Annotated in this window: 21 protein-coding genes; 7 read left to right on the forward strand and 14 right to left on the reverse strand. The window is 56.0% G+C overall.

Going from position 1 to position 20,728, the window contains the following annotated elements; all coding sequences use genetic code 11:
- The first annotated feature begins 117 nt into the window (after positions 1–117).
- On the forward strand, positions 118–2,271 hold the full coding sequence (locus ACK13D_RS08745; protein WP_022623848.1) for an ornithine decarboxylase: 2,154 nt from the start codon (positions 118–120) through the stop codon (positions 2,269–2,271).
- 1,464 nt (positions 2,272–3,735) lie between these two features.
- On the opposite strand, the gene mltC is transcribed toward ACK13D_RS08745, so the two are convergent.
- From mltC to mutY, 3 genes are read right to left on the reverse strand one after another with little or no spacing between them, the layout of a single operon-like run.
- Entirely contained in the window at positions 3,736–4,815 is a 1,080-nt protein-coding gene (mltC, locus tag ACK13D_RS08750; RefSeq protein ID WP_010248892.1) for a membrane-bound lytic murein transglycosylase MltC, read from the reverse strand.
- A gap of 54 nt (positions 4,816–4,869) precedes the next feature.
- Positions 4,870–5,142, reverse strand: coding sequence for an oxidative damage protection protein (locus ACK13D_RS08755; RefSeq protein WP_003853409.1), 273 nt, complete (start codon positions 5,140–5,142; stop codon positions 4,870–4,872).
- On the reverse strand, positions 5,142–6,227 hold the full coding sequence (gene mutY, locus ACK13D_RS08760; RefSeq protein WP_418796183.1) for an A/G-specific adenine glycosylase: 1,086 nt from the start codon (positions 6,225–6,227) through the stop codon (positions 5,142–5,144). Before mutY ends, ACK13D_RS08755 begins: the two co-directional genes overlap by 1 nt.
- A gap of 154 nt (positions 6,228–6,381) precedes the next feature.
- Between mutY and trmB the strand changes: the two genes are divergently transcribed.
- From trmB to ACK13D_RS08775, 3 genes are all read left to right on the forward strand, one after another.
- Positions 6,382–7,101, forward strand: coding sequence for a tRNA (guanosine(46)-N7)-methyltransferase TrmB (gene trmB / locus ACK13D_RS08765; RefSeq protein WP_010248887.1), 720 nt, complete (start codon positions 6,382–6,384; stop codon positions 7,099–7,101).
- Positions 7,101–7,427, forward strand: a complete 327-nt coding sequence (locus ACK13D_RS08770; RefSeq protein ID WP_003853403.1) for a YggL family protein — start codon at positions 7,101–7,103, stop codon at positions 7,425–7,427. Before trmB ends, ACK13D_RS08770 begins: the two co-directional genes overlap by 1 nt.
- A gap of 65 nt (positions 7,428–7,492) precedes the next feature.
- Complete coding sequence (locus ACK13D_RS08775) at positions 7,493–8,209, forward strand: YggN family protein (RefSeq protein WP_418796185.1); 717 nt, start codon at positions 7,493–7,495, stop codon at positions 8,207–8,209.
- A gap of 36 nt (positions 8,210–8,245) precedes the next feature.
- Here the strand turns inward: ACK13D_RS08775 and hemW are convergent, their stop codons facing one another.
- From hemW to ACK13D_RS08795, 4 genes are read right to left on the reverse strand one after another with little or no spacing between them, the layout of a single operon-like run.
- Complete coding sequence (gene hemW / locus ACK13D_RS08780; protein ID WP_191918859.1) at positions 8,246–9,385, reverse strand: radical SAM family heme chaperone HemW; 1,140 nt, start codon at positions 9,383–9,385, stop codon at positions 8,246–8,248.
- Positions 9,378–9,971 carry an XTP/dITP diphosphatase gene (locus tag ACK13D_RS08785; protein ID WP_010671072.1) on the reverse strand — a complete coding sequence of 198 codons (594 nt, stop codon included), beginning with the start codon at positions 9,969–9,971 and terminating at the stop codon, positions 9,378–9,380. Before ACK13D_RS08785 ends, hemW begins: the two co-directional genes overlap by 8 nt.
- A 21-nt stretch (positions 9,972–9,992) precedes the next feature.
- Entirely contained in the window at positions 9,993–10,547 is a 555-nt protein-coding gene (locus tag ACK13D_RS08790; RefSeq protein WP_010248879.1) for a YggT family protein, read from the reverse strand.
- 12 nt (positions 10,548–10,559) lie between these two features.
- Complete coding sequence (locus tag ACK13D_RS08795; RefSeq protein ID WP_010671071.1) at positions 10,560–11,267, reverse strand: YggS family pyridoxal phosphate-dependent enzyme; 708 nt, start codon at positions 11,265–11,267, stop codon at positions 10,560–10,562.
- 14 nt (positions 11,268–11,281) lie between these two features.
- Between ACK13D_RS08795 and ACK13D_RS08800 the strand changes: the two genes are divergently transcribed.
- Positions 11,282–12,277 (forward strand): type IV pilus twitching motility protein PilT, encoded by a 996-nt coding sequence (locus ACK13D_RS08800; protein WP_418796188.1) that lies wholly within the window; start codon positions 11,282–11,284, stop codon positions 12,275–12,277.
- Positions 12,278–12,282: 5 nt separating this feature from the next.
- Here the strand turns inward: ACK13D_RS08800 and ruvX are convergent, their stop codons facing one another.
- From ruvX to ACK13D_RS08830, 6 genes are all read right to left on the reverse strand, one after another.
- Entirely contained in the window at positions 12,283–12,702 is a 420-nt protein-coding gene (ruvX, locus tag ACK13D_RS08805) for a Holliday junction resolvase RuvX (RefSeq protein ID WP_003853387.1), read from the reverse strand.
- Positions 12,702–13,265: a YqgE/AlgH family protein gene (locus tag ACK13D_RS08810; RefSeq protein ID WP_010248870.1), complete on the reverse strand. Its 564-nt coding sequence runs from the start codon at positions 13,263–13,265 to the stop codon at positions 12,702–12,704. Before ACK13D_RS08810 ends, ruvX begins: the two co-directional genes overlap by 1 nt.
- A gap of 87 nt (positions 13,266–13,352) precedes the next feature.
- A complete protein-coding gene (gene gshB / locus ACK13D_RS08815) occupies positions 13,353–14,297 on the reverse strand; it encodes a glutathione synthase (protein WP_010248868.1) in 945 nt (314 codons plus the stop codon).
- A gap of 106 nt (positions 14,298–14,403) precedes the next feature.
- Positions 14,404–15,135: a 16S rRNA (uracil(1498)-N(3))-methyltransferase gene (rsmE, locus tag ACK13D_RS08820; protein WP_010248866.1), complete on the reverse strand. Its 732-nt coding sequence runs from the start codon at positions 15,133–15,135 to the stop codon at positions 14,404–14,406.
- 70 nt (positions 15,136–15,205) lie between these two features.
- A complete protein-coding gene (gene endA / locus ACK13D_RS08825; RefSeq protein ID WP_418796190.1) occupies positions 15,206–15,910 on the reverse strand; it encodes a deoxyribonuclease I in 705 nt (234 codons plus the stop codon).
- A 76-nt stretch (positions 15,911–15,986) separates the two neighbouring features.
- Positions 15,987–16,499 carry a SprT family zinc-dependent metalloprotease gene (locus ACK13D_RS08830; RefSeq protein ID WP_010671067.1) on the reverse strand — a complete coding sequence of 171 codons (513 nt, stop codon included), beginning with the start codon at positions 16,497–16,499 and terminating at the stop codon, positions 15,987–15,989.
- A 141-nt stretch (positions 16,500–16,640) separates the two neighbouring features.
- On the opposite strand from ACK13D_RS08830, the gene ACK13D_RS08835 reads away from it, so the two are divergent.
- Together ACK13D_RS08835 and ACK13D_RS08840 are read left to right on the forward strand one after the other, a co-directional pair.
- Positions 16,641–17,789 (forward strand): glycosyltransferase, encoded by a 1,149-nt coding sequence (locus tag ACK13D_RS08835; RefSeq protein ID WP_060681024.1) that lies wholly within the window; start codon positions 16,641–16,643, stop codon positions 17,787–17,789.
- Between the two features lie 25 nt (positions 17,790–17,814).
- Complete coding sequence (locus ACK13D_RS08840) at positions 17,815–19,047, forward strand: O-antigen ligase family protein (RefSeq protein WP_223564516.1); 1,233 nt, start codon at positions 17,815–17,817, stop codon at positions 19,045–19,047.
- Positions 19,048–19,128: 81 nt separating this feature from the next.
- Here the strand turns inward: ACK13D_RS08840 and ACK13D_RS08845 are convergent, their stop codons facing one another.
- On the reverse strand, positions 19,129–20,526 hold the full coding sequence (locus ACK13D_RS08845) for a sugar porter family MFS transporter (protein WP_010248855.1): 1,398 nt from the start codon (positions 20,524–20,526) through the stop codon (positions 19,129–19,131).
- Positions 20,527–20,728: the final 202 nt, after the last annotated feature.

Raw genomic sequence — 20,728 nt, forward strand, 5'->3', positions numbered from 1 at the left:
GCTATGGATCTGCTCTCCACGGGCTGCGTAACGCCTTCTGACTGTTAAGTATTCGCCGGGGCACTGTCCCCATAATTGTGCCTCTGGCACTTCCTCCCTGACGTTAGGGATTCTGTTATGACTCCACTGAAAATTGCTGCCAGCGCCGCTGTGGCGCCCAGTCTGACCCTGAACACTGCGCGAGACGTGGTGACGCTGGATAACACCGACTTCACCGATGTGGCGGCGGTTGTCGTCTCGCTGGCGGATACCCGTAGCGGCGTGCTGGCGCTGCTGCGTCATACCGGCTTTAATCTGCCGGTATTTGTTGCTAACGCGTTTGAAGAAGAGGTGATGCACCTGCCCGGCGTCAGCGGTGAGCTGAATGGCGATCCGCAGGAGTGGATCGCGCTGGAAGCGGCTGCGCAGGCGTATGAAGCGGCGCTGCTACCCCCTTTCTTCGAGACGCTGACCCGCTATGTCGATATGCAGAACAGCACCTTTGCCTGTCCCGGACATCAGGGCGGTGCGTTTTTCAAAAAGCATCCGGCGGGCAAACAGTTTTATGACTTCTACGGCGAGAATGTTTTCCGCTCTGATATGTGCAATGCCGACGTCAAACTGGGCGATCTGCTGATCCACGAAGGCTCGGCTAAAGATGCGCAGAAGTATGCCGCAAAGGTGTTTAACGCCGATAAAACCTACTTTGTGCTTAACGGCACCTCAAGTGCCAATAAAGTGGTGACCAATGCGCTGCTGACCCGTGGCGATCTGGTGCTGTTCGACCGCAACAATCACAAGTCGAACCATCATGGCGCGCTGATTCAGGCGGGCGCGACCCCGGTTTATCTTGAAGCGACGCGCAATCCCTTCGGCTTTATTGGCGGCATTGACGCGCACTGCTTTGATGAGGCTTATCTGCGCGAGCAGATCGCGGCCGTGGCTCCGCAGCGCGCGGCTGAAGAGCGGCCTTTCCGTCTGGCGATCATCCAGCTGGGCACCTATGACGGCACGGTCTACAACGCGCGCCAGGTAGTGGATCGCATCGGCCATCTGTGTGATTACATCCTGTTTGATTCCGCGTGGCTCGGCTATGAGCAGTTCATTCCACTGATGGAAGGCTGTTCGCCGCTGACCCTGCAACTGAATGAGAACGATCCCGGCATTTTTGTCACGCAGTCAGTGCATAAGCAGCTGGCAGGTTTTTCGCAGACTTCGCAGATCCATAAAAAAGATAATCATATTCGCGGACAGCGCCGCTTCTGCCCGCATAAGCGACTGAATAACGCCTTTATGCTGCACGCATCAACCAGTCCGTTTTATCCGCTGTTTGCCGCACTGGATATCAACGCCAGAATGCATCAGGGCGAAGCGGGGCGTCGCATGTGGGATGAGTGCGTCACGCTGGGTATTGAGGCGCGTAAAGCGATCCTGGATCGCTGTGAGATGATCCTGCCGTTTGTACCGGAGACGGTGGATGGTCAGCGCTGGCAGGATGCGCCCACTGAGACGATCGCCCGCGATCTGCGCTACTTCAGCTTTGAACCGCAGGCGAAGTGGCACGGTTTCGCGGGTTATGCGCGCGATCAGTATCGGGTGGATCCCTGCAAGCTGTTGCTGACCACGCCGGGGATTGATGCGGCCAGCGGTGAGTATAGTGATTTCGGGATTCCGGCGACCATTCTGGCGAACTATCTGCGCGAAAACGGCATTGTGCCGGAGAAGTGCGATCTCAACTCAATCCTGTTCCTGCTGACCCCGGCAGAGAGTCCGGAGAAGATGGCGAATCTGGTGGCGATGCTGGCGCAGTTCGAGCAGCACGTCAAAGAGGATGCGCCGCTGGCCGAAGTGCTGCCGACCATTTATCGCAAAAATGCCGAACGCTATGCCGGGTATACCCTGCGTCGCCTCTGTCAGGAGATGCACGACCTTTACGTCAGTCACAACGTCAAGGATCTGCAGCGCCTGATGTTCCGCGCAGCGGAGTTCCCGCCGGTCAGGGTGAATCCGCAGGATGCGCATCAGGCTTATATTCGCGGCGAAGTGGAGCTGGTGCCGATAGCCGAAGCGCAAGGCCGGGTTGCCGCAGAAGGTGCACTGCCTTATCCACCGGGTGTGCTGTGCGTCGTCCCGGGGGAAGTCTGGGGCGGCGCGGTGCAGCGTTACTTCCTGGCGCTGGAAGAGGGGCTTAATCTGCTGCCTGGCTTCTCACCAGAGCTGCAGGGCGTTTACACCGAAGAGGATGACCAGGGACGGAAGTATCTGGTGGCCAATATGATAGTGGGGCGCTGATCTGAGCGTAGGCAGAGGCGGGTAGCGGCCCGCCTGCCTTTTTGTTCGCTGCGCGAACGGGGCTGAGAAGGTTTCGCCTGGCGGCGGTGTACGCTTTGCAGCGAGCTGGCACTTAATGGGTTTTCGCCCGGCAGGCCCTGTTCGCTGCGCGAACGGGCTATGAGAGATTTTCGTTCGCTTAGCAGCGTGCTAACACTGAGCGGGTTCCGCCCGCCAGGCGATGGGGAGTTTCAGGTTGCCTGAGCAGGCGGACGCGTTAAGGGGCGGACGCCCGCCCCTTAACAATCCCGGCGTCCGGCTGCCTCCGCGCCCCGCTGTGCGGGGTGCCTTCGTCACGCCCTGCGGCCGACGGACCGTCCGGACTCGCCATCCCTGGCTCGTGCCGTCCTTTCGCCGACGTCCTGTCGGCTCATCCTGGCCTGCGGTTGTTCCTCAGCGCTTCGGACGCCTCTGGGAAACCCCCGCCTGTGATTTCTTTATGTTTTCTTTGGTGCACAGTTGCCTGGTGGTCTGAAAGCCAGTCTCAATTCCTGAAGTTCACCGCAACAATCTTAGTTACCTGAAAACGAGATAACAGCGGGTAGGGTTGAATGCCATTCTGTGTGCTGAGCCGAAAGTCAGAGGCAATCCCAAAAAAATACAGCGATAAAGTACCCGACATAACAAGATGAGATAACAGCGGGTGGGTTGAATAACATTCGGTCTGCTGAGCCAAAAGTCAGAGGCAATCCCAAAAAAACTACAGCGAAAAAGCACTCAACATAAAAGCAGAAATAACAGCGGGCGAGTTGAATGCCATTCTGTTTGCTGAGCCGAAAGTCAGAGGCAATCCCAAACTCACAGCGACAGTGAACCCAATATAAGAAGAAAAGATAACAGCGAGGGGGTGGGGAGGCCGTCAGAGCCGCTGAGCGGATGAGGGATTTCAGGACGAGCGACAGGGATGTCGCGAAGAGGCGGGTTCGCGCCAGGGATGGCGCGTCCCGCTGGTCCGTGAGAAATCCTGAAGAGGCGAAGGAACCGCGAAGCGGCGGTGAAGCAGGCCGGAGCCCGGGGTCAAGGGGGCGCGGCGACTGGCGCCCCCTTGTCGGTCGCCTGCAGAGGCGAATCTGAAACTGCCCGGCTAATCAGGCGAACGAAACCTTCTCATAGCCCGTTCGCGCAGCGAACACTCCCAGCTTCAGGCGCTTCACTCCTGATCGCCTGGCGGGCGGAACCCGCTCGGTGCATACCCGCGGCTAAGCGAACGAAACCTTCTCATAGCCTGTTCGCGCAGCGAACAATCCCAGCTTCAGGCGCTTCACTCCTGATCGCCTGGCGGGCGGAACCCGCTCGGTGCATACCCGCGGCTAAGCGAACGAAACCTTCTCATAGCCTGTTCGCGCAGCGAACAATCCCAGCTTCAGGCGCTGCACCCAAGCCCGTTCGCGCAGCGAACACTCCCCCGCTTTAGCGCAGCCCCCATCAGAATCCCCGATAACTCTTCTGCGCGGTACTCACCTTATAAAGATAACGACGCGATTCCGCCGACGGATGCTGGTTCGCCAGGGTCGAATAAACCTTGCTCGGTGACATGCCGTTAATCATCGAAAACGCCCGATCTTTATCGCTGGAGAAGACGCGCAGCACGCTGCCTGCGCCGCCGTTATAGGCGGTGATCACCGCATAACGACGTGACACCGGATCCTGAATGCCGCCCAGATAGCTACGCTGCAACAGCGACAGATAAGCGGTACCCGCATCAATATTGTTCTCCGGATCCAGCAGATAGCTGCGGCTCGGCTTGCCCCATTTACCCTTCATGCGGAACACGTCAACACCGGCAGTATGCTGCACCACCTGCATCAGACCCAGCGCATCAGAATGGCTCACGGCGTAGGGGTTAAAGCTCGACTCGGTCTGCATAATCGCCAGAATCAACGAGGCATCGACACCATACTGATCGGCGGCTTTACGCACCATCGGCAGGTATTTGTGCGCACGCTTATCCAGGTGGTTCGGCACCATCGGAATCGAAATGGTGTAAATCACATGCAGACCCGAGGTGCGGCGCTGCAATTTATTCTGAATCAGATAGTCAGCAAAGGCTTCCGCGCGACCCTGCCAGCGAATCGGCTGACCGGTATTATCCAGCACCTGCCCATACAGCAGCGGCTCTTTACTGATTTCAATATCGTTGGCGTCAGAGTAGAGATCGACATTACCCGGATCTTCGCCAATCAACAGGGTGGTCACGATTGCCTGACGCAGGCTGGCCATAGGATCGGTGCCAGAAATCGTCTCGATGGTCAGCTTACCGCTTTCAAAGTTAATGTGGCTGCGGGTGTAATAGTTGTCGCTATATTTGACGTAATCTTTGGGTCCGGCGATCAGGACCTCATTGATACCCCAGATATTCTCAATATTATGAGCAAACTGCCCCATCAGAATATCAAAGGCGTTGGTATCTTTTACCCACTCCTCGTGGGACTGCTGTTTCTTTGACCCGGAACAGGAAACCAAAAGTGGTGCTATCACCAGCAGGGCGATTAATTTTTTATTCATTGGGAATGCAAGCCTGACCTGGATAACCGGCCTCAGCGATGAGGCCCGGAATGTTTACGCTTCTGGCGGTGTATAGCCTTCGATATGAACGTCTTTACCTTCGAACAGGAAATTGATCATCTCCTTCTCCAGCACTTTACGATCTTCGGGATTCATCATGTTGAGCTTCTTCTCGTTGATCAACATGGTCTGTTTCGCCATCCACTTCTGCCAGGCTTCTTTGGAAATGTCGTTGTAAATGCGCTTACCCAGATCGCCCGGGTAGAGCTGAAAATCCTGTCCTTCCGCGTCGCGCTGTAAAAAAGTACAAAAAATAGTGCGGCTCATTATTCTTCCTCATTAATCTCACAACTGTTCAAAGCCAGTTGTCGGGGATAGCGCAGCTCGTGTAACAGGCGCTCAACGGGTGCGGCTAATCCCACAGATGGTGGCAGCGCTAAGTTATACCAGAGACCGCCTGCTTCATCCATCGCCGCCCCGACAGAAGGCCACGTCAGCCACATTGGCACGATATCGAGATGGAAATGGCTGAAGGTGTGACGGAACGCAGTAAGCTGCTGCGGTTTTGCATGGATGCCGCGGGCCGCCAGCCAGTCTGTCATCGCCGCTTCCGTTGTGAACTGCGGGAAGCAGAACAGGCCGCCCCACAAGCCCACAGGCGGGCGCTGCTCCAGCCAGACATCATCACCATCCTGCATCATCAGGAACCAGCCGCTGCGCTCTGGCAGCACCTGCTTAGGCTTCTTACCGGGATAGCTCGCCCAGCTGCTGCTGGCATACGCCTCACAACCGCTGTTCAGCGGGCAGATTTCGCACTTCGGCTTCGATCGGGTACAGACGATAGCACCCAGATCCATCATCGCCTGATTAAACTGGCTGACGCCCTCGGCGGGTGTGACCTCTTCGCTGATCTGCCAGAGCCGCTTTTCGACCTCTTTCTTACCCGGCCAGCCGCTGACAGCATAGCAACGGGCCAGCACGCGCTTGACGTTGCCATCCAGAATTGGGAAATGCTGCCCCAGTGACAGCGACAGGATCGCGCCCGCCGTGGAGCGGCCTACGCCGGGCAGGGCAGAGACATCATCGAAATTACGCGGGAACTCGCCCTGATGAACCTCGACAATCTGCTTTGCGGCTTTATGCAGATTACGCGCACGGGCGTAGTAGCCGAGGCCGGTCCAGAGATGTAACACCTCATCCAGCGGAGCCGCAGCCAGATCGGTGACCGTGGGGAAGCGCGCCATAAAGCGTTCAAAATAGGGAATAACCGTGACAACCTGGGTTTGCTGTAGCATCACTTCGGAGAGCCACACCTTGTAAGGCGTTTTCTCCAGCTGCCACGGCAGGGTTTTGCGACCAAAGCGCTGATACCAGTCCAGCACCTGTTGCGCGAACTGCGGCGCTTGCATCATAAGAAGGAAATTTTCCGTGTTTACTCTACACTCAGGCAGGAATTCCAGCACATGCGCACCTGGGTGTAAACCGGAAGATTGCAAAGGCTTGCTTCTGCTTATGAACTTTGCATAATGCCCGTTTCCCGGAACAGGCTAACCAGCAGGCTTTTACATGATTAATGACGTCATCACCCCAGAATTTGATGAGAACGGGCGGCCATTACGCCGGATCCGCAGCTTTGTGCGCCGCCAGGGCCGCTTAACCAAAGGCCAGCAGCAGGCGCTGGACACCCTGTGGCCGGTCATGGGGGTGGAATATCAGCCGGAGCCTGTCGATCTGCCCGCGCTGTTTGGCCGCGAAGCCCCGGTGACGCTGGAAATTGGCTTTGGCATGGGCGCTTCCCTGGTAACGATGGCGCAGAACACGCCGCATCAGAACTTCCTGGGTATTGAAGTGCATGCGCCGGGCGTGGGTGCCTGTCTGGCCGCCGCTAAAGAAGCCGATGTGCAGAACCTTCGGGTGATGTGCCATGACGCGGTGGAAGTGCTGGAGAAGATGATTCCGGATAACTCGCTGCGCATGGTTCAGCTCTTCTTCCCCGATCCGTGGCATAAAGCGCGTCACAATAAACGCCGTATTGTCCAGGTGCCTTTTGCCGAGCTGGTGATGCGTAAACTGAAGCTGGGCGGCGTTTTCCACATGGCGACCGACTGGGAAGCCTACGCGGAGCATATGCTGGAAGTGATGAACAGCATCGATGGTTACCGCAACCAGTCAGAACAACAGAATTATGTGCCGCGTCCTGAGACGCGTCCACTGACCAAGTTTGAGCAGCGCGGGCAGCGTTTAGGCCACGGCGTATGGGATTTAATGTTTGAGAGGGTGAAATAATGGCCACACAACGCAGCCGCCGTTTACGTAAAAAACTGCACATTGATGAGTTTCAGGAACTGGGCTTCTCGGTTGCCTGGCGCTTCCCGGAAGGCACCAGCGAAAGCGAAATTGATGAGACGCTGAACCAGTTCATCAATGAAGCGATCGACCCTAACGGCCTGGCCTTCGATGGCAGCGGTTACCTGGTGTGGGAAGGTCTGGTTTGCCTGCAGAAAACCGGCAAATGCACCGATGAGCATCGTGCTCTGGTCCGCAAATGGCTGGAAGATCGCAAGCTGCAGGACGTTCAGATGACTGAACTCTTTGACGTCTGGTGGGACTAAGTCGTCACACAGTGTCGGGCTGAGGCCCGATCAAAGGGTTTCAGACCCGATCTTAGGGAGTAGATATGATGCGTAAAGCGCTTCTTGCTGTGCTGCTGGTGGCAGCAACCCAGGCTCAGGCAGCCTATGAATGCAGCGTTAAGCCGCAGGACGATGTGGTGATTAAGCCGCAGAGCGTGCAGGTGGTCGGTGCCAACGGCAATATGGAAATCTCGCCGCAGGGCGACGTGCAGTTCAATGGACAGAAGGTCACGCTCGATACGGCCGGACGCCAGAAAGCGATCGACTATCAGAACGCGCTGCGTCGCGATCTGCCGTGGATCGACAGCGGGGCGATATCACGTCTGGAGAAAGGGCGTGCGGCACTGGATCAGGTCATCGTTGAAAAACTGGGCACCGACAGCAACGTGCGTAATCGCCTGACCACGCTGAATGGTCAGCTGAAGCAGCAGATGAACCGCATCATTGAACACCGTGAAGATGGGCTGACGTTCCACCATCAGGCGATTGATCAGGTTCGCGCCGAAGGTGAAAGGCTGGTGCAGTCGACACTGGGCGGCGTGATGCAGGATAGCCTGAACGAGATGGGCAGTAAGCAGGGCAGCGGCGGCAGTAATCCGCTTCAGGCGATTATGGGTAATCTGGGCGGTTTGCAGCAGTCGATTCAGGCTGAGTGGAGCAAGCAGGAGCAGGATTTCCAGAACTTCGGTCACGAGGTGTGTAATCGCGTTATTTCGCTGGAAGATCAGCGTAAACAGCTTACCGGCGCACTAAAAAAATAGGTCAACGCCTCAGCCTGTCGGGCTGAGGCGCTTTTGTTACTCTTCCGCTAAGAACAGCTCCAGCAGCGAATTCAGGAACAGCTTCCCTTTCTCCGTAATCTGCCACTGCTCCGCGGTTTCAGTCACGTAACCCGCGGCAATCGCGGTATCCATCTGCGGACGGATCACCTGCTCTGATAAACCGGTATAGCGGCTGAACTCGTCACGCGGCGCGGCTTCCAGCAGGCGAAAGCGGTTCATGAAATATTCAAACGGCTTGTCGCTATCGGCAACGTCATACTGCTTTTCGCGGTAGTTCCCCTGCATAAATCCACGCGGATGACGGGTTTTCACCGTGCGGACTATGCGGCCATCCGGTTGCGTCAGCTTGCCGTGTGCGCCACACCCAATCCCCAGATAGTCGCCAAAGCGCCAGTAGTTGAGGTTGTGCTCACAGCGATAACCCGGCTTCGCGTAGGCAGAGGTCTCATACTGCTGATAACCGGCAGCCTGCAACAGCTGATCGCCCTGTTCGAAAATATCCCATAGCGCATCATCATCCGGCAGCACCGGCGGGCGTGAGCCAAACAGGGTGTTGGGTTCAATCGTGAGCTGATACCAGGAGAGATGCGGTGGATTAAGCGCAATCGCCTGACGTAAATCATCGAGCGCCTCTTCCAGCGACTGATCGGGCAGGCCATGCATCAGGTCAAGGTTAAAACTGCGCAGCGACAGCGACTCGGCCAGTTCAGCGGCGCGGACCGCCTCTTCCGGGCCGTGAATGCGGCCAAGGCGCTGCAGCTTTTGCGGACTGAAACTCTGTACGCCAATCGAAATACGGTTGATACCGGCGCGCTGATAGGCGCTGAACCGGTCCGCTTCCACGGTGCCCGGATTGGCTTCCATGGTCACTTCCGCATCGGGCGAGAGCGTCAGACGCTCCCGCACACCATCCATCAGCATCTGCATCGCGCTGCTGCTCAGCAGGCTGGGCGTGCCGCCACCGATGAAGATCGTGCGCACTTCCCGGCCATTGATCAGCGGTAAATCGATCTCCAGATCGCGCAGCAGGTGCTGCACGTATTCAACGTGCGGCACCTCATCTTTCAGCGCGTGGGAGTTAAAATCACAGTAGGGACATTTCTGTACGCACCACGGAATGTGGATATAGAGACTTAACGGCGGCAGATTAGGCATTACGCATCGCTTCCAGCAACAGCGTCAATGCTTTACCCCGGTGAGAAACTGCACCTTTTTCCGCTTTACTCAGTTCGGCCGCGGTTTTACCCAGCGCCGGGACAAAGAAAATCGGGTCGTAACCAAAACCACCGGCACCAGCGGCGGCGCGGGTGATCTCACCCTGCCAGCTGCCGTGGAACACCAGCGGGGTCGGATCTTCCGCATGACGCAGATAGACCAGCACGCAGTGAAATTGTGCCTGGCGCTGACCGTCCGGCACGTTTTCCAGCGCCTGCAGCAGCTTCTCCAGGTTCTGTTGATCGCTGGCCTCTTCACCGGCGTAGCGCGCCGAGTAGATGCCGGGCGCGCCGCCCAGCGCATCTACGGCCAGGCCGGAATCATCGGCAATGGCCGGTAATCCGGTGATCTGTGCCGCGTGACGCGCCTTGAGAATCGCGTTCTCAATAAAGGTCAGGCCGGTCTCTTCCGCCGATTCAACCCCAAGGTCGGTCTGTGCGACGATATCCAGACCAAAGGCGGAGAGTAACTCCGCCAGTTCACGCACTTTGCCGGGATTGCCGGTTGCGAGGACAACTTTTTGCATAACAGTTCCAGTTTGATTCATTTACAGCAGATACCAGAGACCCGGGAACAGGTCCATGCCGAGAAAGTTCAGGGCATACAGCACCAGGATGACGATCATTGCTGAGAAATCGATGCCGCCCATCGCAGGCAGAATACGGCGAACAGGTGCCATCATCGGCTCGGTTAACTGCACCAGCAGATAGTCGACAGGACCCCGGCCCTGGCTGATCCAGCTCATCAGGGAGCGAATAATAATCACCCAGAAGACCAGATAGCCGGCGGATTTAACCAGCGACAGCAGGCCGACCAGCAGATTGGTTGGGTCGACTGAGAAGACGCCCACCTGAATCAGCAATAAAATCGGGTATTTCAGCGTAGTCAGCACAAATGCCAGCAGCAGCGAGGCGGTATCTATCGGGCCCAGTGCCGGCAGTATACGGCGCAGCGGCTTAACAATCGGCTGTGTCACTTTTACGACAAACTGCGCCACTGGATTGTAAAAATCGCAGCGGGACCACTGCATCCAGATGCGTAACAGCAGCACCATGACGTAGAGATCGATCAGCGTTTTTACTAAAAACGTCAGTGTTAACATGAAGTTCCTCTGTTATTGTTGTGAGTTGTGCGCATAATCTCGTGCGCCAAAAATGGCGGTGCCGATACGCACCATCGTACTGCCTGCGGCGATTGCCGCCTCCATGTCATCGCTCATTCCCAGCGAAAGCGTGTCTGCATGCGGATAGTGCTGTTGCAGCTGCCGGAAGGCTTCCGCCATCTGCTGACACACCGCCAGCTGCCGCGCGTAATCACTCTCTGCTGCCGGAATCGCCATTAATCCGCGCAGCCGCAGTTGCGGCAGGGCAGCGATCTGCTCCGCCAGCCCGGAAACGGCCTCCAGCATGATGCCAGATTTGCTGTTCTCGTCACTGATATTTACCTGAATTAACACATTCAGCGGTGGCAGCGAAGCAGGCCGCTGATCGTTGAGCCGCTGCGCGATGCGCTGGCGGTCAATGGTGTGACACCAGGCGAAATGTTCCGCCACCAGACGGCTTTTATTGGACTGCAGCGGGCCGATGAAGTGCCACTCCAGCTCAGGATGTGCGGCCAGTGCCTGGACCTTTTCAACCCCTTCCTGAACGTAATTTTCACCAAAGGCAATCTGGCCAGCGGCAAAGGCTTCTTCGACCGCGCTCGCAGGTTTGGTTTTACTGACTGCAAGCAGGGTAATTTCTTCTGGTGCGCGGCCGCAACTCGCGGCAGCAGCAGCGATTCGCTGCCGCACTTGCTGTAGGTTCTGCTGGATTGAAGTCATAGTCAGGAGAAATTATGAATCTGGATGAAATGGTGGGGCTTAGTGTAAAGCATAATGCCGCCGATCTGCACCTTTGCAGCGGACATTTGCCCTACTGGCGGCAGCAGGGAAGGCTGGAGGTGATGCCGCAGCAGTGCCCGCTTTCTGGTGCATGGATGGCGCAGTTTATGGCCCGCTGGCTCAGTGACCCGCAGCGTCAGGAGCTGGAGCGCGCAGGGCAGCTCGATTTCGCCCTGAGCCTGGCCGATGGTCAGCGTCTGCGCGCCAATCTCTTTATGCAGCGCAACGGCCTGTCACTGGCACTGCGCATCATCGCCACGGCATGCCCGACGCTGGAAAGCCTGCAACTGCCCGCCATTGTCCCGACGCTGCTGGAGCAGCAGGATGGGCTGATTCTGGTGACGGGAGCGACCGGCAGCGGTAAATCAACCACGCTGGCGGCGCTGGTCGATGCGCTGAACCGCCAGCAGGCGCGGCATATCATCACGCTGGAAGATCCGATTGAATTTATCCATCACAGCCAGCAGTCGCTGATACAGCAGCGTGAAATCGGCCTGCACTGCGGTTCGTTCTCGCTGGGGGTAAAGGCAGCACTGCGTGAAGATCCCGACGTTATACTGCTGGGCGAATTGCGCGACAGCGAGACTATTCGTCAGGCGCTGACTGCTGCGGAGACCGGCCATCTGGTGCTGGCGACGCTGCACACGCGTGGCGCAGCGCAGGCGGTGGATCGGCTGGTTGATGTCTTTCCGGCAGAGGAGAAACAGCTGGTGCGTACTCAGCTGGCGGGCAGCCTGAAAGCGGTAATTGCACAACGGCTGGTGCCGTCAGTTGCCGGTTCGCGCATCGGACTGTTTGAGGTACTGATCGCCACACCGGGCATCACCAATCTGATCAGAGAAGGCAAGATGCACCAGATCCCTGCGCTGTTACAAACCGGCGCACAGGCCGGTATGCAGACGTTTGAGCAGAGCAGGCTGGCGCGTCAGGCTGCCGGACTGATTGAGTGAGGATGTCAGTAATGGTTTTCGAACCAGTCCTGCAAAATGATGGCAGCAGACTGTGAGTCGACCGATCCTTTATTGAGCGCACGATAGCCGCCGCGTTCAAACAGGCCAGCACGCGCTTCTACCGTACTGAGTCGTTCATCCTGCAGCTCCACGCGGATGCCAAAACGCCCGTGCAGGCGGTTGGCAAATTTACGTGCGCGATCGGTCAGCGGCTGCTCGGTGCCATCCATATTCAGCGGTAATCCCACCACCACGAAATCGGGCTGCCACTCTTTCAGCAGTTTTTCAATTACCAGCCAGTCCGGGATGCCATCTTGCGCTTTCAGGGCGGTCAGCGGACGGGCGCTGCCAGTGAGTTGCTGACCTACGGCGACACCAATACTTTTGGTGCCGAAGTCGAATCCTAACAGAGTTTGAGTTGACATCAGGCGTGTCCGGCGTCGCTGGCCATGTTATGAATATCGACGCCAATACTGCGCGCCGCTTCGCGCCAGCGCTCTGAAATCGGCGTCTGGAACAGGATGTTGCTGTTAGCAGGCGTGGTCAGCCAGGCATTTTCCATCAGCTCATTCTCCAGCTGATCTTTTTCCCAGGCGCAGTAACCCAGCGCGACCAGCACGTTAGTGGGCTGAGACGCCGTACCGATCGACTCCAGCACGTCACGGGACGTGGTGATGATCGTGTTATCGGAAACACGAATACTGGAGGTAAAGGTGCGTTGCGCGGAGTGCAGGATAAAGCCACGATCTTCCGCCAGCGGGCCGCCGGTAAACACCGGTTTATCCAGCTTGATCGCCGGATCGCGATCGTCAGCAGAGATTTTGAGCTTCTTCAGAATGCCTTCAACCGTCAGGTTTTCCATGGGTTTATTGATGATCAGTCCCATTGCACCCTCTTCATTATGTTCGCAGAGATAGACCACGGAACGTTTGAAGAAAGGATCCTGCAATGAAGGCATGGCAATCAAAAAGTGATGTTGTAAATTCATTCTCACACGATGTACCAAAAAAATAACCGGCACGCGACGGCCGCACCGGTATTGGGTTGATCACGGAGCTTCGCCCCGGCGTCATGCTCAGCCCAGGCGCTTCTCAATGGCATCCATCAACATGCCGGTGATGGAGATCGGGAACGCAGCCTCAATTTCACGAATGCAGGTTGGGCTGGTCACGTTAACTTCAGTCAGTTTATCACCGATGATGTCCAGACCGACAAAAATCAGCCCTTTTGCTTTCAGCGTCGGGCCAACACGGCGCGCGATTTCCCAGTCGCTTTCGCTCAGCGGACGCGCTTCACCGCGACCACCGGCGGCGAGGTTGCCACGCGTTTCACCGCCCTGCGGGATACGCGCCAGGCAGTAAGGCACCGGCTCGCCATCGACGACCAGCACGCGTTTGTCACCCTCGGTGATCGCCGCAATATAATTCTGCGCCATGCAGAAACGGCTCTCATGCTCGGTCAGGGTTTCGGTAATCACGCCAAAGTTAGGATCATCTTTCTTCACGCGGAAAATCGACGCACCACCCATGCCATCCAGCGGCTTCATGATGATGTCGCCATGCTCCTGCCAGAAAGCGCGCAGCTGCGCTTTGCTGCGGGTCACCAGGGTATCAGGCGTAAACTCGGCAAACCAGGCGGTGTAGAGCTTTTCGTTACAGTCACGCAGGCTCTGCGGTTTGTTCACGATCAGCGTACCCAGCTCTTCAGCGCGCTCCAGAATATAGGTCGCATAGATGAACTCGGTATCGAATGGCGGATCTTTGCGCATCAGCACCACATTCAGGTCAGCCAGCGGGATCACCTGCTCGCTGCCGAACTGATACCAGTTCTCAGGGTTCTGCTCGACGGTCAGCAGGCGGGTGCGGGCCGAGGCCACGCCACCGCGCAGGGAGAGATCGTGCATCTCCATGTAGTGAATTTCATAACCACGGCGCTGTGCTTCCAGCAGCATAGCGAAGCTGGAGTCTTTTTTAATATTGATGGACGAAATAGGGTCCATCACGATGCCAAGTTTAATCATTATTATCTCCTCGGTGAGGCGGTATTTACCGCCTCGTCTGGTTCGGTCTGCAGTGGGCCGATCGGTCAGGACATCATGCCTGCTCTCTTTCCGCTGAAAGTATCGCTTAACCCAGGTCGCCAAACCTCACCTGAAGTGCCGTAATGGCCGTCAGCGCGGTAGTTTCGGTACGCAATACCCGTGGGCCAAGCAGAATGTCAGTAAAATCGTGCTGCGCCGTCATCGCAATCTCGTCCGCAGACAAACCGCCTTCAGGGCCAATCAGCAACCTTACCCGCTCAACAGGCTGGGGCAGCGTGTTGATGCTGTGGCTGGCGCGCGGATGCAGGTTAAGCTTCAGTCCGCTATCTGCTTCTGCGCACCAGGCTTCCAGCGTCATCGCTTCACGAATCTCCGGCACGCGATTACGGCCGCACTGCTCGCAGGCGGCAATAGCAATTTTCTGCCACTGCTGGATCTTCTTCGCCAGACGCTCAGCATCAAGCTTTACGCCACAGCGCTCGGAAAACAAGGGTGTAATGACATTCACGCCCAGTTCGATCGATTTCTGGATAGTGAATTCCATTTTTTCACCTCGCGACATCACCTGACCTAAATGCAGATGTAACGGTGACTCGCGATCGTCCGGCTGGCTCTCTGTGACCGATACTTTTACACGCTTTTTATCTACATGCGTGATCTCTGCTGCAAAAGTCAGATTAGTGCCATCAAAGAGTTCCAGACGCTGACCTGCCGTCATCCGGAGCACCCGGCCCACATGATTGGATGCATCTTCATCCAGGGTAATTTCACTGCCGATGCTTAATGGCCCGGCGTGATAGATGCGAGGTATACGCATAAGGTTCCTGAGACCGGACGCCGCGCTGCAGCGGCGTCATTGGAAAAAGAGCTAGTGTAGGGCAGGGATTTTAGCGCTGGCAAGCCTGCTGCACATAAGGATTGTGATTGCCCTGAACCTTTGCAATGCGCTGGTCGCGTTCGCACTCCCAAATTGTTACGGGATAGAGCTTGTTCCAGGCGGTAAACAGCTGCGTCTGCTGGCGCGAAATACGCAGATGATACTGGTCGCGCATATAGAAATAGGTGCGGGCAATGGCACCACGCGCCCGCGCAGGTGGCTCCGCCTGTTTGAGTTTAAAGTCGATCTTCATCTCACACTGGCCGTACTGCTGCTCGCTGCCGTTCCATTGACTGTAGGCGAAGTTGCCACGGTCGCCATTCACTTCACCCACCGCAGGCTGCAGGTTGTGCAGGTCGGTTTCGATGCGGCGGTAGTCGGGATCTTTGCTGCAGTTTTTACGACCGCCATCCTGCCAGCACTGACGCTGATGGCCAAACTCCCAGGCGGGCATCACATGTTCCCACTCAATGCGTGCGGCGCGATTGGCGTTTTTGCGCACCTGATAGCCACAGCTGTTGAGATCGGGAATCCCCTTTTTTCCCTGCCACTGAATCTTACAGCCACAGTAAAAAGAACCCGGTGCATCGGTGTTGATCGCCGCCGCAAAGGTTTTGGCCTGCTGAAAGTTATTTTGATGATAGTTATTCAGGTTGAGGGCGTCAGCGGCGGGCGCAAACATCAGCGCAACCGCCAGACTTAGTATGCGAGACATATTCCAGATTTCTACTCAGTACGAAAAAGGGCGGCAGGGTAACAGAATGTGGAATAGGGCGGAATGGGGATTCTTCTCAGGACGCGACAAATTCACCCGCGATCAGCAGGCTGCCACAGTGCACGCAGCGATATTCACTCTCTTTGCGCAGTATACGATTGTGGCGGCGCACGGTCAGCTGATGCTGCTGACACTGACAGCGGTAGGCAAAGGTGTTGCTGCGTACGGATGCGATCTCAAACTGGTGAGTACGCCGTGCCGGAACGCCCAGCACCTGCTCCATCATCCACTTCCACTCTTTGCCGTGCGGCGCAACGCGACCAAATTGCTTCCAGACCAGCAGATGCGCCAGCTCATGCGGCACCACTTCATCGATAAATGCCTGCTGGTTTTCCAGCAGCAGCACAGGATTGATGCGAATTTCCCAGGACGCCAGCCAGGCGGTGCCCGCCGCCGTACCACGCTGCTGGTAGAGCAGCTTCGGTTCCGGATAACGGGTTTTCAGCGCCTGATTCGCACGTTCAAGCGACTGGCGCAGCGAGCGCATTACGGCCTGCTGCAGGGCAATGGGGAGACGAGGCGTTTTCATGGCGCTCAGAATAATCGCCGCCGCGCAGGAACTCAACGTCGCCAGCGACAAGTGTGGTTCTGGCTGGGGGAAAATTTCTGGTTTAAATATTGTTATGGGCTTTTTTAGAATATTCTATTAATGAGATTCACCGCAGAGTGGATGGATGAAAAGCGAACGGCACAGGGCATGGATAAACCAATGAAAAATAATGATAACGTCAGGAAACAACGGATTGTGCTGGTGACGGATCTGATGGCCGGTCGTGGTGGTATGGAAAATGTGACCGGTCAGTTGATTAAGGCCCTGAATGCGGAACCCGGTACCGAAGCAGGGCTGTTTATTATCAACAGCGGAGAGGAGAGCCACTCCCGCGCCTGGACCGCCAATGCTGTTCTGGCTGAGAGCGTCTGCACGCTGCGGAATAAGAAAATAAAAAATCTTATTCATACGCTGAGAATGGCCGCCTTCTTTCGTCGTTATCAGCCCGATCATATCCTGACCCTCAACACCATTCCCTGCCTGATGACGCGCCGGGCAATCACGCTTTCAGGACGTAAAATCGTGTTGTCGAGCTGGATGCACCTGCCTCCGCGTGAACGTTATCGTCCCCATTATCTGCTGCGGGCCGATCACCATTTTGCGATCAGTAATCAGATTAAAGAGCAGCTGGTGGAACTGGGCGCACGCGCCACTGACGTTGACGTGATCTATAACCCGATCAAACGTAATGAGACGGTAATCGGCAGACCCCAGGCGCTGAAGTTTCTCTATATTGGTCGCGTCCATTATCAGCGGCAGAAACAGCTTAAAGATCTGTTTGATGCCCTGCAGCAGCTGGATGCGCCCTGGACGCTGGAGATAGTGGGTGACGGGGAAGATCTGACGCAGTGTCAGCACTACGTGACGCAACTCGGCATTCAGGATCGCATCACCTGGCATGGCTGGCAGGAGAATGCCTGGGAGTATGTCATCCGCCATATCAGACAGGTCACCTGCCTGGTCATGACCTCTAACTTCGAAGGCTTCCCGCTGATCCTGCTGGAGGCGATGTCGCGCGGCGTCTACTGTGTTTCATCCGACTGCATCAGCGGCCCGGCGGAAATTATTCAGAACGGTATTAATGGTCAGCTCTATCCCACCCATGACAGCATGGCGCTGGCCGCGATTCTCAACGCTATGAGCGGGGATTTCCACTTCCCCGATCATCAGGCTATTAAAGCGAGCATCACCGGTTTTTATGAGGAAAATTATATGAAGCACCTGATGAGTGTGTTTAACCGCCTTACTGAGGTTAAGCATGACGAATAAAATCAGTCGCAATGGATTAACGTTAATGGTTAATTTTTCAGTTATTGCGCTCTGCCTGGCGCTGTCACTGAATATGTTTGTTACCGGCCTGCCGCAAAAAATATTTTATCTGGTCTCTTATCTCTCTGTCGCGTCCGTGCTGTATGGCCTGGTGCGCAGGCGGGTGGACTTTAAAGAGAACGGTTTTTATATCGCCCTGTTTGCTGTGCTGATTATCTTTGCCCTGATTCGACTGTTCTGGGCGATTCACGTGAAGGGGATCGAAACCGCGCCCTCAAGCGATGCCATCACTAATATGGGCAACTATCTGCTGGGCGCGAAGCGGCTGTTGATGGGTGCCTTTGTGCTGCTCAGTCTGGCTGTTTATGGGGATCGTGTCTCCCTGACTACGCTACGCGTCGGAAAAGGGCTCATCCTTCTTGGCCTGCTGATTACGCTAGGCTTTGGTATCCACGAGCATCTCTACACTGAGAATATCCGCATCAAGCTCACCACCGAAGCCGCCTCCATGTCCTCCTACATGATTCTGTTTATCTATTGTGCCTGGCTGTGGCTAAGCCGCTATGAGACGCACGCTTACTGGAAGGTGGCCGATATCGCTGTGCTGGCAGTGACCTTTGCCTTGCTCTACCTGTGCGGCACCCGTGTGACTCTGATTGCGCTGATTGCCGTGGGGCTGCTGTTCCTGGTGCAGACCTACCGGCTGTCGCTGCTGACTAACTGGCGGATTAGCGCTCTGATGGTGGGCGTAATGGCGGTGCTGATTCTGATGACCAGCAACCGCTGGGTAGAGGGAGTGCAGGATATTGAGAACTTTGGTTCAAACAGTTCGACCTCGCTGGGCGCACGTGTCGCCATCTGGGGCGGGGCGGTCAACTTTATTGAGCACCATGGCGGTTTTGCGACGCCGGATGCGCGCACCACTGAGGCGCGTCAGTTCATCACTGCGCACTATCCTCTCAATGTTGAAGGCTTCACCAACGTTAAATACAACATGCACAACGAGTTCCTCGAGGTGACGTCATTGCAGGGCTGGCTGGGTACGGCGTCGCTGGCGCTGCTCTATCTGACTGTGCTGGCGGGCTGGCTGAAGAAGTGTGATCTGCGCGGCGTGGCGCTGCCGATGGTGGCGCTATTTACCACCGGACTGACCGATTCGGTGCTGCCCTATAATCAGACCGCGACCATTTTCATTATGGCGCTGGCGCTCTGCTGCATACGGCGGCCCCTGCCGGTAACGCGGGTAACCACAGCGTAGTGGGGCGTTGAACAAATAAAAACGGCTGGGTTTCCAGAGAAACCCCGCCGTTTTTTTTACCGCGTTTTTTACCGGGTAAAATTAATCGCGTGAACCGATGTCGCGCAGTTTTTTACCTGCCATCAGGTTACGTTCGATGTGTTCCAGCGAGACGTTTTTGGTCTCAGGGATCAGCATCACCGTCAGCAGAATGAAGAACAGGTTAAGCAGTGCGTAGACCCAGAAGGTGTTCGCATTGCCCAGCGTATTCAGCATCGTCAGGAAGGTCGCACCTACGATCATGTTCGCGATCCAGTTGGTGGTGGTGGAGACAGTGATACCGAAATCGCGGCCTTTCAGCGGCTGAATTTCGGAACAGAGTACCCAGATCAACGGACCGGCTGACATCGCAAAACCGATGATGAACATCAGCAGCATACCTACCGCAAAGTACTGTGCGCCCGGCGAGTGAATGCCGAAGTGCAGCATCGTACCCAGAACGCCCATACCGGCTGCCATCACCATAAAGCCCAGAATCAGGGTAGGTTTACGACCCCAGCGATCCACCAGGCCAATGGCAATAAAGGTCGCCAGTACGTTAACCAGACCCACAATCACCGTGCCCCACATCTGCTGGGTGGTGTTGGTGAAGCCCGCGATTTCAAAGATTTTTGGCGCGTAGTACATGATGACGTTCATGCCGGTAAACTGCTGCATCACCTGCAGCAGGATGCCGAGATAGACCGCACGACGGAAGTGGCTGCTGCTGGTGAACAGACCCCAGCCAGACTGTTTGATCTTCAGACTTTCACGGATCTCTTCCAGCTCACGTTTTGCCTGCTCGCTGGTGTCACGCAGACGATCCAGTACGCGTTGTGCATCGCGGAAGTTGCCTCGCGCCGCCAGCCAGCGTGGGCTGTTTGGCAGGAAGAAAACGCCGACCAGCAGCAACAGTGCCGGAATAGTGATGATGCCCAGCATCCAGCGCCAGTTGCCGGTAAAGCTGAACGCCGTATCGGACAGGTAAGCACCAAGAATACCGATGGTGATCATCAGCTGATAAAGCGAAATCATACTGCCGCGAATTTTTTCCGGAGCGATCTCAGAAAGATAAAGCGGGGCAGTATAAGAGGCGATACCGACTGCCAGACCCAGCAGAACGCGGGCGCTGATCAGCATTTCCGGGTTTGGCGACATCGCCGACCAGAGTGAACCGATAACGAACAGAATCGCACCGGCCATCAGGCTTTTTTTACGGCCCAGGCGGGATGACATCCAGCCGCTGCCGATAGCACCGACCGCCGCACCAAACATCATGGAACTGACGATCCACTCCTGCTGATGAGGGGTGACGTTAAAGTCCTTTGCTATAAACGGCAGAGCACCGGCGATAACGCCGATATCCAGACCGAACAGCAGACCCGCAAGGGCCGCCAGAAAGCAGACAAATAAGGTCATCGCCTTATTTGAAGTTCTGCTTTTGTGTGTATTGCCAGGCATTTTAGCCTCCAGGTTTATCCATCATTGTTTTTATCAATGTTAAAAAACCTTTTGCGGGAAAAAAGTGAGCCTGATCACATCAGTGTAATCGCTTACACACGCTGAAACCCTGAAATTCAGCATATTTTTCCCGGAAAGATTAATTAACCAGTGAGGTATAGCACTCATTAAGTTTCTGACAATGCTCTATTTACTGGCTATC

Origin of the sequence: Pantoea sp. K16, from assembly GCF_048452805.1 — a bacterium.
GTDB lineage: Bacteria > Pseudomonadota > Gammaproteobacteria > Enterobacterales > Enterobacteriaceae > Pantoea > Pantoea agglomerans.